The sequence below is a fragment of the uncultured Roseovarius sp. genome (assembly GCF_947489715.1).
Taxonomy (GTDB): domain Bacteria; phylum Pseudomonadota; class Alphaproteobacteria; order Rhodobacterales; family Rhodobacteraceae; genus Roseovarius.
Window position 1 is genome coordinate 145,098 of record NZ_CANLER010000006.1, and the last position, 13,671, is coordinate 158,768.

At 60.2% G+C, this 13,671-nt stretch carries 13 protein-coding genes; 8 read left to right on the forward strand and 5 right to left on the reverse strand.

Features of this window, described 5'->3' with window-relative positions; genetic code table 11:
* The first annotated feature begins 86 nt into the window (after positions 1–86).
* The gene (locus Q1B27_RS15785; RefSeq protein ID WP_299848791.1) at positions 87–1,133 is read left to right on the forward strand and encodes a Glu/Leu/Phe/Val dehydrogenase dimerization domain-containing protein; all 1,047 of its coding nucleotides are present in this window, start codon (positions 87–89) and stop codon (positions 1,131–1,133) included.
* 169 nt (positions 1,134–1,302) lie between these two features.
* Positions 1,303–1,656 carry a hypothetical protein gene (locus tag Q1B27_RS15790; RefSeq protein ID WP_299848792.1) on the forward strand — a complete coding sequence of 118 codons (354 nt, stop codon included), beginning with the start codon at positions 1,303–1,305 and terminating at the stop codon, positions 1,654–1,656.
* 255 nt (positions 1,657–1,911) lie between these two features.
* Here Q1B27_RS15790 and Q1B27_RS15795 read toward each other — a convergent pair whose 3' ends face one another.
* Together Q1B27_RS15795 and Q1B27_RS15800 are read right to left on the reverse strand one after the other, a co-directional pair.
* Entirely contained in the window at positions 1,912–2,601 is a 690-nt protein-coding gene (locus Q1B27_RS15795; protein ID WP_299848793.1) for an amino acid racemase, read from the reverse strand.
* Positions 2,598–3,602, reverse strand: a complete 1,005-nt coding sequence (locus tag Q1B27_RS15800; protein ID WP_299848794.1) for a D-cysteine desulfhydrase — start codon at positions 3,600–3,602, stop codon at positions 2,598–2,600. The genes Q1B27_RS15795 and Q1B27_RS15800 overlap by 4 nt, the downstream gene beginning before the upstream one ends.
* Before the next feature lie 108 nt (positions 3,603–3,710).
* Here Q1B27_RS15800 and Q1B27_RS15805 point away from each other — a divergent pair, with 108 nt between their 5' ends.
* Positions 3,711–4,649 (forward strand): LysR family transcriptional regulator, encoded by a 939-nt coding sequence (locus Q1B27_RS15805; RefSeq protein ID WP_299848795.1) that lies wholly within the window; start codon positions 3,711–3,713, stop codon positions 4,647–4,649.
* Here the strand turns inward: Q1B27_RS15805 and Q1B27_RS15810 are convergent.
* The gene (locus tag Q1B27_RS15810) at positions 4,643–5,686 is read right to left on the reverse strand and encodes an aldo/keto reductase (RefSeq protein ID WP_299848796.1); all 1,044 of its coding nucleotides are present in this window, start codon (positions 5,684–5,686) and stop codon (positions 4,643–4,645) included. The two genes, Q1B27_RS15805 and Q1B27_RS15810, sit on opposite strands and share 7 nt — an antisense overlap.
* A gap of 239 nt (positions 5,687–5,925) precedes the next feature.
* Here Q1B27_RS15810 and Q1B27_RS15815 point away from each other — a divergent pair, with 239 nt between their 5' ends.
* From Q1B27_RS15815 to Q1B27_RS15835, 5 genes are all read left to right on the forward strand, one after another.
* Positions 5,926–6,462 carry a DnaJ domain-containing protein gene (locus tag Q1B27_RS15815; RefSeq protein ID WP_299848797.1) on the forward strand — a complete coding sequence of 179 codons (537 nt, stop codon included), beginning with the start codon at positions 5,926–5,928 and terminating at the stop codon, positions 6,460–6,462.
* Between the two features lie 436 nt (positions 6,463–6,898).
* On the forward strand, positions 6,899–7,456 hold the full coding sequence (locus tag Q1B27_RS15820) for a YceI family protein (protein ID WP_299848798.1): 558 nt from the start codon (positions 6,899–6,901) through the stop codon (positions 7,454–7,456).
* Between the two features lie 72 nt (positions 7,457–7,528).
* Positions 7,529–8,752 carry an MFS transporter gene (locus Q1B27_RS15825; protein WP_299848799.1) on the forward strand — a complete coding sequence of 408 codons (1,224 nt, stop codon included), beginning with the start codon at positions 7,529–7,531 and terminating at the stop codon, positions 8,750–8,752.
* Between the two features lie 57 nt (positions 8,753–8,809).
* Entirely contained in the window at positions 8,810–10,522 is a 1,713-nt protein-coding gene (metG, locus tag Q1B27_RS15830; RefSeq protein ID WP_299848800.1) for a methionine--tRNA ligase, read from the forward strand.
* Positions 10,523–10,708: 186 nt separating this feature from the next.
* Positions 10,709–11,686, forward strand: a complete 978-nt coding sequence (locus tag Q1B27_RS15835; RefSeq protein WP_299848801.1) for a 2OG-Fe(II) oxygenase family protein — start codon at positions 10,709–10,711, stop codon at positions 11,684–11,686.
* 88 nt (positions 11,687–11,774) lie between these two features.
* Here the strand turns inward: Q1B27_RS15835 and hisD are convergent, their stop codons facing one another.
* Both hisD and Q1B27_RS15845 read right to left on the reverse strand, forming a co-directional pair.
* Positions 11,775–13,079 carry a histidinol dehydrogenase gene (gene hisD / locus Q1B27_RS15840; protein WP_299848802.1) on the reverse strand — a complete coding sequence of 435 codons (1,305 nt, stop codon included), beginning with the start codon at positions 13,077–13,079 and terminating at the stop codon, positions 11,775–11,777.
* A gap of 122 nt (positions 13,080–13,201) precedes the next feature.
* Positions 13,202–13,639, reverse strand: a complete 438-nt coding sequence (locus Q1B27_RS15845; protein WP_299848803.1) for a low molecular weight protein-tyrosine-phosphatase — start codon at positions 13,637–13,639, stop codon at positions 13,202–13,204.
* Between the last annotated feature and the right edge of the window lie 32 nt (positions 13,640–13,671).

Below are 13,671 nucleotides of genomic sequence, written 5' to 3' on the forward strand. Positions count from 1 at the left end.
CCGCGCCACTAGCCCCAGCTTTATAAAAATACGCTGTTTTTTCGCGCGATGCACCCTTTATTCCTGCGCATAGGAGGAACTTTGCCATGCTCAACAAAATCGCATCCACAACCCATGAAGCCGTCTATCAGGTCTCTGACGCTGAATCCGGGTTGGAGGGGTTCATCGCCCTGCACTCGACCCGGCTTGGCCCGGCAGCGGGCGGCCTCAGGATGCGGGAATACGCAAGCGCCCAGGCGGCGCTGGAAGACGTGTTGAACCTGTCGCGCGGCATGACCTACAAGAACGCCGCCGCGGGCCTGCCCCTGGGGGGCGGCAAGGCGGTGATCATCGGCAATCCGCACAGCGACAAGACGCCCCGGTTGCTGCGCGCCATGGGTCGCGCCGTCGAGGCGCTTGAAGGGCGCTACTGGACCGCCGAGGATATGGGCATGAGCCCCGAGGATATGGCGGAACTGGCTCATGAAACCAGATTTGTGGCCGGTCTGGACAGCGGCAGCCACGCCAGCGGCGATCCCTCGCCGGTCACCGCCGAGGGCGTGTTCAACGCGATGAAGGTCGGTGCCGAACACCGCTTCGGCAGTGCCGATCTGGCCGGTAAACGCGTGGCCGTCCAGGGGCTGGGCCATGTGGGCTGGCACCTGTGCCGAATGCTGCACGGGGCGGGCGCCAGTCTGATCGTGGCCGATATGGATGCCGCGCGCGTCGCCGGAACGGTCAAGGAATTCGGTGCTTCACTGGCAGAACCAGGCGATATTCACCGGGTCGAGGCCGATATTTTCGCGCCCTGCGCCATTGGCGGCATTCTGAACGCGCAATCCATCCCCGAATTGCGGGCAAAGCTTATCTGCGGCGCGGCCAATAACCAACTGTCCTCTGCCTCGGATGCGGATGCGATCGCCGCACGCGAGATCCTCTATCTGCCCGACTACGTTGCCAATGGCGGCGGGATCATCAACGTCGCGGCAGAAATCCTGAAGATCGAAGACCGCGACCCCTGGGTGGCTGAAAAACTTGAGACGCTGCGCCAGACAATGGCACGCATCTTGTCCAAAGCGCGCGCTGAACGCGCCATTCCTGCCCATCTGGCAGATCGCACCGTGGATGAGCTGATCCTGCGGGAAGCCGTCTGAAACCAGGCCTCCGGCATCACACCCCACGCCCGCCGCGCCCATTTCACGGAGGCGGCGGGCGTTTTTCGTGATGCAACATTCCAATCTTGGGAATTGAAAATCCGGTAAAGATGCGGCATTGATCCTGACAGGCAGCAAAAAGCGCAAAAATGCGGGCGGAACACGGGCAATGAAAAACTATCTGATCCTCGGATTGGTGGCGACGCTACTGGCGGGCTGCGGCAGTAGCAACAGTTCCAAACCCCGGCGCACGACCCATCAGGCCCCGATGCCCTTTGCCTCCGGCCCGCTTGGTGATGCCTGCATCGCATCCGATCGCACCGCACGGTCGCACAGGCTTTGCGGTTGCATTCAAGCCGTTGCCAATCAAACCCTCACCGGCAGCGAACAGCGCCGTGCGGTTCTGTTCTACAACAATCCGCAACAGGCCCAGGACATCCGTCAATCCGAACGCTACAGCGACGAACAGTTCTGGAAGGCTTACAGGGCTTACGGTGAACGCGCTGAACGGACTTGCCGCTGATCCACCCTGACGCACTGTTATCAGATTGATTGCGCTGTCGCGCACGCTGGGTCTCTCGTCGTCCGCCTCCGGCCTCCTCCTCGGGCCGCCCGTGGCCGATGTGTCACCCTGCAAATTCCGGCAGCATGGCTTTGCAACGGTGCGGATCCGGATCAGGCTTCACCTTGGCAGAAATACTCCGGGGTCTGGGGTGGAACCCCGGGGCCTGCATGACCTGAATGCAATACTCAAATGGGTGAGCGGTAGCGAACGCCGCTAGGGAACAGCCGTCTTCGCGAAATCTACAATCGCCGTTGTCAGGCAATCAAGGCTGTCAAACCAAGGAGCGCTCTTCGGAAGATATGCCGTCAGTAAAGACAGTTCCGTACACGCGATCAGCAGATGATCTGCTCCACATTCCAACAGATGCTGCGCCTGCGCCGCCATTTCAGGACCGGTGTCATCCTGCCCTTTCCCGGCCTTGACCGCCCGGATCATCGCCAGCATGGCATCTTCGTCCTGCGTCCAGACCGGTTGCAGCCCGTGTTCTGCAAAGCTCTCGTCGAACACGCCGACCAGGCGCGTTGCGGGTGACGCCAGCATGCCAATTCGCCGGGCGCCTGACGCGACAAGCGCCGTTGCCGTCAGGTCGATCATATTGAGAAACGGCAGCCCGGTAGCCCCTTTGACAGCGGGCGCATAGTGATGGGCCGTGTTGCACGGCATCGCCAGTGCTTGCGCGCCAGCCGCGTTCAGGTCACGCGCCATACCAGCCAGGACCGGACCCGGATCGGTTCCACCACCGTCGATCAGCGCGGCAATGCGCGAGGGCACCTGCGGGTTCTGATGCACGATCAACGGCACGTGTTCTGAATCGTCACGCGCCGGGACCGCCTTCAGCACCTTCTGCATCAGCAGGATGGTGGCCTCTGGCCCCATCCCGCCCAGGATGCCGACTGGCTTCATTTCGGGACGTCGAAGCAATGCGTATACCCGGTCAGGCCGATCGCGCCACCGGTGTGCAGGAACACGATCCGCTCGCCCTTCTTGAAATGACCCTTGCGGATCAGGTCAATAAGGCCGGCACCCCCCTTGGCCGAATAGACCGGATCCAGCAGGATCGCCTCGGTCCGGGCGAAGATATCAATCGCCTCAAGCGTGTCGTCGCCGGGCATGCCGTAGCCGGGCCCGACATAATCGGTATTGGCCATCACATCCTCGCGCGCGACCACGCCGGGGCAGCCCAGCTTCTCGGCGGTTTTCACGGCCAGGTTATAGACATTCTCTTCCTGTTTGGGTTTCGGCGCACGTACCCCGATCCCCAGAAGCGGAATGCCAGCATTCATCGCCTTGAGGCCGGTGATCAGACCCGCCTGCGTGCCAGCAGACCCGGTGGCATGCACGATGTGATCGACGTTCAGACCCATGGTCACGAACTGGTTCATCATCTCGAAGGCACAGTTGACATAGCCCAACGCGCCGGTCGCGTTCGACCCGCCCCCGGGGATGGTATAGACATTACGACCCTCGGCGCGGAACTTGTCGGCCACCGCTTCCATTTCCGCGTTCATGTCCAGATCGGGACCGCGATGCTCCATCGTCGCGCCATGCAGGTGATCCAGCAAAACGTTGCCGCTGTATTTGTAATTCTCGTGGTTATAGCCGGTGCGATCCTCCAGCAGGATATGGCAATCCATGCCCAGCTTGGCGGCGGCGGCAGCAGTCTGACGCGCGTGGTTCGATTGCGTCGCGCCTTGGGTCATCACCATATCCGCGCCTTGCGCCTGTGCCTCGGCCATCAGGAATTCCAGCTTGCGGGTCTTGTTGCCGCCGGTGGAAAGCCCGGTGCAATCGTCACGCTTGATCCAGATTTCCGGCCCGCCCAGATGCTCGGTCAGGCGCGGCATCAGTTCAAGCGGGGTGGCCAGATGGGCCAGACGGACCCGGGGGAATTTGGCGAGGTTCATGGGGTTTCTCCATATTTGACGTTTATCGACATTAACCACATCTCCAACCCCCATACAATTTCGAAATCCGGACTTCTTTTTGCAATTCTTGCAACTTATACTGCCCAGATGAGGCTTGAATGGATCGAAGATATTCTGGCGGTGCTCGACACCGGCTCGTTCAGCGCGGCGGCGGAACGGCGCTTCCTGACGCCCTCGGCCTTCACCCGCCGCATCCGCGGGATCGAGGATGCGCTTGGCTGCGCCCTCTTTGACCGCGACCGCAAACCGGTAACATTGCTGCCACATGTCCGCGCGATGGAGGCAGAACTGCGCGAATCTGCCCGCCGGTTCCGTGAATTAAAGGCCGGGCTGTCGGATCGCGACGGGCTCAACCGGAAACGACTTTCGCTGGGCTGTCAGCACGCGCTGACCACGATGGTCTCGCCGTTGCTGACCCGCAGCCTGACCGAAGAGCGCGACATCGAACTGCGCATCCGTTCGGGCACCCGCAGCGAATGCCAGCTGATGCTGCTCCGCCGGGAAATCGACTTTGCGCTGATCTACCAGACCGATGGCGAAGCGACCGCCTTTGACCGGCAGCTCTTTGAACAGATCGCGGTCGGGGCCGACCACCTGATCCCCGTTGCTAACCTGCGCGACATGCCGATGATGCGCCAGGCGCTGGACCGGATGGAGCTGCCGCTGATCACCTACCCGGCCGATATCTACCTGGGCGAAATCCAGCGCCTGCACCTGCTGCCCGCCCTGCCGCGCGACGCGATCACGCGCAATGTCGCCGAAACCGGCCTGACACCTGCCGTGCTGCAATTCATCCGTCAGGGGCTGGGCATCGGCTGGCTGCCACGCTCCGTCGCGCATGAGGCGCTGGCGCGGGGCGAACTGACCGACCTGTCAGACCGCCTGCCCGCAAGGCGGCTCAACATCCGGCTCTTGCGCACCTTGTCCGGCGGCAACACGCTGACCGATGCGGCCTGGATGCGGCTCAAAACGCAGGCCGCCGACATCCAACTGGATGGCATCGACACCGAAAGCCAGGGTCAATAGGGCATCGCGTGCGCCCTGTGCGCAAGATCAATATCGCGCAGCACATCATCCGACAGCGTCACCTCGGCAGCCCCCAACGCTAGATCAAGCTGATCCATGCTGGTCGATCCGAAGATGGCCGAACACATGAAAGGCCGTGTCAGACACCAGGCCAGCGCCATCTGCACCGGGTCCAGCCCGTGCTTGCGCGCCACACCCAGATAGGCATCCACCGCGGCAAAGGCCCGGTCAGTCTTGCGCCCGCCCAGATTGGCAACATAGGACATGCGCGACCCTTCGGGCACCGCCCCACCCTGATACTTGCCCGTCAGCATCCCCGCCGCCAAAGGCGAAAATGCCAGCAGGCCCACGTCTTCGTTGACGCTCAGCTCGGCCAGATCGGTATCGTAAAGCCGGCACATCAGCGAATATTCGTTCTGGATCGACGCGACCCGGGGCAGCCCGCGATCCTCGGCGATCCGCAACCACTGCGCCGTGCCCCAGGCGCTTTCATTGGACAGGCCAAAGGCGCGGATCGTGCCCTTGTCGACCTCGCGCTGCAACGCGTCCAGCGTCTCTTCCATATGGGCGATGGTTTCGGCGCGGTCCTGACCGGACGGATCATAACGCCAGTTCTGCCGGAACATATAGCTGCCGCGATTGGGCCAATGAAACTGGTAAAGGTCGATGTAATCGGTCTGTAACCGCTTTAGCGAACCCTCGATGGCACCGGGGATCGACTTGGCCGAAATCTCGGCCCCGTCGCGGATATAGCGCATCCCCGCGCCGGAATGCTTGGTTGCCAGGATCACCTGATCCCGCTTGCCCGAACGGACATTCCACTGGCCGATGATGTCCTCGGTGCGCCCGGCGGTCTCGGCGCTGATCGGGTTCACCGGATACATCTCGGCGGTATCGATGAAATTCACCCCCCGCTCCAGCGCGCGATCAATCTGCGCGTGGCCTTCGGCGGTGGTATTCTGCGTCCCCCATGTCATCGACCCCAGGCACAGCTCGCTCACCTTCAGACCGGTACGGCCCAGCTCATTCATCTTCATCGCACGTCCCTTCCTTGTCTCGCCCCGCGCAACCTAGCGCGGTCACCGCCAGTCGCAATGCGATAACGCCCGCTGACAGCACCATAGGCCTGCCCCGTCAGGACGCGCCGGGGCCGCCAATCACCCATCCGTCAGGGCCGCTGCGGTTAACCAAGAACAAATGTCAGCGTATTCGTTTCAAATTTTCTGGAATATAAAGAGAAAACTTTAATCTTACTCTTTCGATTCCCGGAGTGAACATGGCCGCAACACCAGAACATGCCGCCCGCGTCTTGGGCCTTGATGACGAAGCGACGCTTGCGGACGTCAAGCGCGTGCGTCGCGAGATGGCATTGAAATATCATCCGGATTGCTCTGCCGACCGGGAACGCGCGACGCGGCACATGGCCCGCATCAACGCTGCGGCGGACAGGTTGATTGCGCATCTGAAAGATCAGGCCAGCGCAAAACCAACGCGCGCGCAAACGGCCTATGATGATTTTGCCGCCCGGAAAAAGCGAGAGCAGGCCTCTGCCCGTGCCGAAGCATCGCAGCAGAAATCTGAACCAAAGAAACACAGAACGGCCTCGCCCAAGCGCGCGGCCCGCCCGCGCCCGCAAACCCGTGCAGCGCAATCGGTCAATCGCCCGGATCGCGCCAAGACGGCGTCCAAGGCCGACCTCGCGCTTGCCCGTTTTGCCGCGGCATCCTATCGCAAGGTGCTGGACCGGATCAGCAACATCGAAACCGGCCCGAAAATAGATGTCACTGTGCTAAGCTTGCAAGGCGCGCACTGATCTACAAAGCATGACATCGCGCTAATAACAGGCATCCTCCGAAACACGGCGGATGCCCTTTTTTCGGACAGCACATGTCACGATTTGGCCAACCGGACGGCCAAAGACTGAAAGCCGAACAAGGCCAGCAGCACAAGAGCTCCGACAATCTCATTTGCCCGGGTGAGCACCGGCCGCCAACGACCCCGGCACATCGCCCGCCCTGTTAATCCAGCAAAACACCGCTTTTCGCACCGACGTTATACCGACAAAATACCGACGTTATACCGACATGGGATTTTCAATGATTTCAGCGTGTTAACCCGATTCTCTCTGGTTTGGCGCAGCGTGGAGTATTTAACCGCCCCGTCGCCCCCATTCGAAAGCCGCGTCAGCGTTGACGTAATCGTGACCACCCAAAGGCGGCGGCGATGGGGATCCGGCCTATCTCAGCTTCATGCTACGCATTTTGATCACCGTACTCGCCCTCATTCCGTCGCTGGCCCTGGCGGGCCCCGAAAGCTATCGCCTGGACGCGGGCGGCTCCTCGGTCAACTTCAGCTATGTCTTTGACGGGGCACAGAAATCCGGGAAGATGCCGGTCAAGTCCGCCGACCTTCTGATTGATCTGGATAATGTTCCGGCCAGCCGGGTGCTGGTCACGTTGAACGCCGGTGCTGCCCGCGCCGGTTTCATCTTCGCAACCGAAGCGATGAAAAGCCGCTCGGTCCTCGACACTGACCGCTTCCCCGAAATCCACTTCCGCTCCACCCGCATTCGCGGCGATCTGCGCGAGGCCGCAGTGACGGGCGACCTGACCATTCGTGGCGTCACACGCCCCGTCACCCTCACCGCCCGCCTCTTCCGCCAGCGCGGCACCGACCTGAGAGATCGCAATAATCTGCTGATCGAACTGAACGGCACGGTTCGCCGTTCGGAGTTCGGCGCCAACGGATTTCCAAAGCTCGTCGGTGATGAGATCGGCCTCAGGATCATCGCTCAGATTTCAAAGTAACATCCTAAAACGACACGCTTTTGTCGAAAAACTGTTCGCATCCGCCAGCAGCGATGACATGGTGGGCTTACCATGCGCATGCTGATCTCTTTCGCCGCTCTGTTTCTGTCCGTAATCCTGTTGCAGCTCTCCACAGGCGGCGTCGGACCACTGGACGCAATCTCGGGCCTGGCGCTCAGTTTCAGCACCGCCGAAATCGGCCTTCTGGGGTCGGCGCATTTCTTCGGGTTTTTCATCGGCTGTTGGTGGGCACCCCGCTTGATGGGCAGCGTTGGACATGCCCGCGCCTTTGCTGCCTTCACCTCGGCCGGGGCCATCGGGCTTCTGGCACATATGCTGTGGATCGACGCCTATGCCTGGGCGGTGATGCGGATCGCGTCGGGCATGTGCGTGGCAGGCTGTTATACGGTGATCGAGGCTTGGCTTCACGCCAAGGTCACCAACAAGACCCGAGGCCGCGCAATGGGCGCCTACAGGGTCGCGGATATGGGTGCCTCGTTGATGGCGCAACTGCTGATTTCTGTATTGGAACCAGCCTCTTACGTCTCTTACAACTTGCTTGCCATCGTCTGTTGTGCGTCACTTCTGCCACTGACCTTGACCAAGGCCACACAACCTCAAACACCCGCAGCACCTCGCCTGCGCCCGCGCCTGCTGATCGATTGCTCTCCGCTTGCGGCGGCGGGTGTTTTGGTCGCAGCCCTGTCCAGCGCCTCGTTCCGCATGGTCGGACCGATTTATGGCCAACAGGTCGGGCTTGAGGTTGAACAGATCGCCTGGTTCCTGGCCGCCTTCGTGCTGGGTGGTGCCCTGGCACAATATCCGGTGGGTTGGCTGGCCGATCGGTTTGATCGTCGCCACGTATTGATTGGCCTTTCCATCGCTGCCGTCTTTAGCTGCGCACTCACCGCGTTTTCCCATATATTCGGCCCCGATGGCGTGATGATCACAGCGTTCTTTTTCGGCCTGACAACCTTTCCGATATTCTCGATATCGGCAGCCCATGCCAATGATTTCGCGGACAATTCCCAGCGCGTCGAGCTTTCGGCCGCGCTGATGTTCTTCTACGCTCTGGGGGCCATTGCAGCGCCTTTACTGGCCTCAAAACTGATCGACGTGTTTGGCCCCCCGGCGATGTTCATGATGATCGCTGCCGGACATATCTTGCTGGTGATATTCGGCGCGGCCCGAATGCGCGTACGAAAAACCCGGAGCGAGCGGACCCCCTATATCTGGAGCCCGCGCACCAGCTTCACCCTGGGCCGCCTCACAAGCCGTTTGCGCGACAAGCGCTAGTACTGCCTGACAACCTGCGCTAAACGGGGCCAAACGCGACTTGAAGGCAGGCATTAAATGGCACGGCATCTCATTACCTCGGCCATCCCTTATATCAACGGGATCAAACATCTGGGCAATCTGGTAGGCTCGCAACTGCCCGCAGATCTCTATGCGCGCTACCTGCGTGGGCGCGGCCACGAGGTGCTGTTTCTCTGCGCCACCGATGAACATGGAACGCCCGCCGAACTGGCCGCCGCCAAGGCCGGCAAACCCGTCGCCGACTACTGCGCCGAGATGTGGGAGGTGCAGGATCGTCTGGGCAAGGGTTTTCGGCTCAGCTTCGATCACTTCGGACGGTCTTCCAGTGCGCAGAACCGCACCCTGACTCAGCATTTCGCGGGTCGTCTGCACGATGCGGGCCTGATCCGCGAAGTCAGTGAAAAACAGATCTATTCCCACGCCGACAAACGGTTTCTGCCGGATCGCTATATCGAGGGCACCTGCCCCAATTGCGGCTATGACAAGGCCCGAGGCGACCAATGCGAAAACTGCACCAAACAGCTTGACCCGACCGACCTGATCAAGCCGCGCAGCGCAGTCTCGGGGTCGACCGATCTTGAAGTGCGCGAGACCAAGCATCTCTACCTCTGCCAGAGCAATCTGCGCGACGATCTGAACGCCTGGATCGACAGCAAGAAGGACTGGCCGATCCTGACCACCTCTATCGCCAGGAAATGGCTGAATGACGGCGATGGGCTCAAGGATCGCGGCATCACCCGCGATCTGGACTGGGGCGTGCCGGTCAAACGCGGCGATCAGGATTGGCCGGGGATGGAAGGTAAGGTGTTCTACGTGTGGTTCGACGCACCAATCGAATACATCGCCTGCGCGCAGGAATGGCAGGACGCGGGCAAGGGCGCAGATTGGGAACGCTGGTGGCGCACCGACAAGGGTGCCGATGACGTGACCTATACCCAGTTCATGGGCAAGGATAACGTGCCCTTCCACACGCTCAGCTTCCCGGCGACCATTCTGGGCTCAGACGAGCCGTGGAAGCTGGTCGATTACATCAAGTCTTTCAACTATTTGAACTACGATGGCGGGCAGTTCAGCACCAGCCAGGGCCGCGGCGTCTTCATGGATCAGGCGCTGGAGCTTCTGCCGGCGGATTACTGGCGCTGGTGGCTGTTGTCCCACGCGCCCGAAAGCAGCGACAGCGAGTTCACATGGGAGAATTTCCAGGCATCGGTAAACAAGGATCTCGCCGACGTTCTGGGAAATTTCGTCAGCCGGGTGACCAAGTTCTGCCGCTCTAAATTTGGCGAAGAAGTGCCCTCGGGCGGCGCATATGGCACCCAGGAAGAGGCGTTGATTGCCGAACTGACCACCCGCATCCGTGCCTATGAAGGCCATATGGAGGCGATGGAAGTACGCAAATCCGCGACCGAGCTGCGCGCAATCTGGGTCGCGGGCAACGAATACCTGCAATCCGCCGCCCCCTGGGCCGCCTTCAAGGAAGATCCCGAACGGGCAGCGATGCAGATCCGCCTGGCGCTGAACCTGATCCGGCTTTACGCGGTGCTGTCGGCCCCATTTATCCCCGATGCCGCTGCGTCGATGCTGGCGGCGATGCAGACCAAAGACGACGGCTGGCCCGATGACGTTACTACCGCATTGGAAAGCCTGAAACCCGGCCACACCTTCACAGTCCCCGACGTGCTTTTTGCCAAGATCAGCGATGAGCAAAGAGAGGATTGGCAGGCCCGGTTCTCAGGCGTGCGGAACTGACTTGGCAAAACCGCGTGTGGCGAAGGATAGGGTGTTGAGCTGCGCTTCTGGCTCCCCTAACCTGCAATTATGAAGCAGTTTTCCGTCATCATGGAGCGTCACGCGCACCACCGTCGCAAAGCTTTTGAAGGATAGCGAGCGCAGATTTTCGCGCTCTTTCCTTAACGACTGCAAGGCTTTCGAAATATGACTGAATTCACGGAAATCCCCGTCATTGACGTTAACGCGATCCATGGCGATGACGAGCAGGCCAAGCGTTGTCTGGCGACAAGGTTCGCCGACACCTATGGCACAACCGGCTTTGGCTACATCAAGAACCACGGCGTTCCCAAAGACTTGATAGATAGGGTCTTTCAGGCCTCTGCCCGTTTTCACGCTTTACCCGCCCGGGCCAAGATGGCGGTTGAGCTGAATGGCCAACACCGCGGTTTCATTCCCATCAACACATCAACGGATATTAATTCCAAACTGGCCGATGTGAGAAAGCCCAACCAGTCCGAAAGCTTTATGATCATGCGCGAGGACGGGCCAGATTCTCCGGACGTTCAGGCGGGTGCCTATCTTGCGGGACCAAATCAATGGCCGGACCTTGAGGGTTTCAAGGCCGACGTCATGGCCTATCACGATGCGATGGCTGGCCTGGGGCGACGGTTGATGGATATTGCGGCGCGCGCTATCGGGGTAGACCCTGACGAAGTTGCCCCCGCATTTGAAAGGCCGACAACCTGGTTGCGCCTGCTGTATTACCCGCCCGCCAACCCGATGGACGACGATGATGTCTTTGGATCGGCCCCGCATACGGATTTCGGATGCCTCACGATCCTGGCGCAGGACGATATCGGAGGCCTTCAGGTGCAAACACCAGCAGGAAAATGGATCGACGCCCCGCGCATCCCAGGCACATTTGTCGTCAATGTCGGCGACATGTTGCACCGCTGGTCAAACGGCCGATTGCTGTCGACACCGCACCGTGTCATCAACCTTTCGGGCAAATCGCGATATTCATGCCCCTTCTTTTTTGACCCGAATGTCGCAACAACCATCGTCCCCTTCGCGTCTTGCGTAAGCGAAGAGAACCCAAGCCGGTTCGAACCGACCGTGTTTGGCGAATTTCTGAAACAAGAGCTTGAAGCAGGCTATGACAAGCATAAAAAAGCGCCCTGAACGGACGCTTTCTAAAATCCCTGCAATGCGCCAATTGAATTGGTCACCACAACTGCAATCCGGTCTCAAGCAGACATTCGACGCCTTTTTATTGGCCGTTCGCCGCGCGTTTGGGTTGCGCTGCAAATCGTGCCAACCGGATGTCGGCGGAACGGGCATGTCCCTCCATCCGTTCAGCGCGGCTGAGGCTGGCCGTCACCCGCGCCAGGTCGGGCAAGGTACGTTCATCCACCTTTTGCCATGTCACGGTCTTGAGAAACTTATGCACCGAAAGTCCACCGGTATAGCGCGCCGCACCCGAGGTCGGCAGTACATGGTTCGGCCCCGCCGCCTTGTCGCCAAAAGCTACGGTGGTTTCTTCACCCAGAAAGAGCGAACCATAGGCGTTCAGACGGTCACGCCACCACGACAAATCCGCCGCTTGAACATGCAGATGCTCTGGCGCTTTTTCGTCTGCATACTGGGCCATTTCCTCGGCCGTGCCGCATAGTACGACTTCGCCCAGATCGGCCCAGGCGGTGGTCGCTGCACTCCGGTTTGGCTCAGGCAGTTCGGCGATCATCGACGGAATACGCGCCATCACCTGTTCCGCCAGAGGTTTGTGAGTGGTGGCGAGCCAAACCGGAGAGTTCGCGCCGTGTTCCGCCTGCCCAACCAGGTCAATAGCGACGGTTTCGACATCCGCCGTGTGATCTGCCAGCACAAGACTGTCAGTGGGCCCGGCAAACATATCAATCCCGATAGGCCCGAATAATTGCCGTTTCGCTTCAGCCACATAGGCATTGCCTGGGCCAACCAGAATATCCGCCGCGGGTGCGCCGAACATGCCAAAGGCCATTGCTGCGACACCCTGCACACCACCGATGGTCAGGATGCGTGTCGCCCCAGCTAGATCCATCGCATAAAGCATCGCGCGCGGGATACCTTCTGCCCCGTTGGGGGGTGAACAGGCGGTGATGTCTGCCACTCCGGCCTCGCGCGCCGTACCAATGGACATCAGCGCCGATGCGATATGGGTATAGCGCCCGCCCGGCACGTAACAGCCCGCCGCATTCAGCGGTATCTGACGCTGCCCGGCAATCAGGCCAGGGCGCAGCTCGATCTCCATATCCTGCGCTGTGGCACGCTGGGCAGCGGCGAATTTGGAAATATTGTCATGCGCCCAGCGGATGTCATCCTTGAGCGATTGCGGCACCAACGCGACGGCCGCGTCGATCTGATCACGGCTCACCGTGACCTCACCCTGCCATCCATCCAACTGACGCGCATATTCCAACGCAACCTGAGCACCGCCGGTACGAAGACGGGCCAGCATCATTTGCACGGTATCAGCAATATCTGCCGCGGTTTGCGGGGGTTGACCGGGCGCGATTTTGAGGTCGGTGATGGGCATGGCAAATCTCCTTCATCCATGAGATGCGCGCAATCCGAGCGTCGGGCAAGAAATTCCCGCAAGAGTGGCATGTGTTTTTTCCGGCGCTTAAACGCGGCTTCGGGAAATGCGAAAAGATACCGCTAGAGCGTCGCAACCAGACCTTTTGCCGCCACTTCTATCAAATCAAGCGCACCATCGAAATCACGCGTATAATAGGGATCTGGCACATGCGTCATGTCCGTCTCAGACGCATAATCGGTAAAGAGCCTGACCGGAATTGCCGAACCTTCCGGACGTAGCTGTTCAATATCGCGTATATTGGCGTCATCCATCGCGATGATCAGATCAAACTGGTCGAAATCAGCGCCAACAAACTGCCGCGCCCGCATATCTGAAAGGTCATAGCCCCGCGCCGTTGCCGCCCTTTGCATAGGCTCATAAGGTGGCTTTCCAACATGCCAGCCTGCCGTCCCGGCACTGTCGGTCGCAATCATAGGCGCCAGAGATCGAAACACCCCTTCGGCGGCAGGTGACCGGCAGATATTGCCAAGACAGACAAATAGAATACGACTGGCCATAGGTGTCTCCTTTCGGCAAAACACTACGGCAA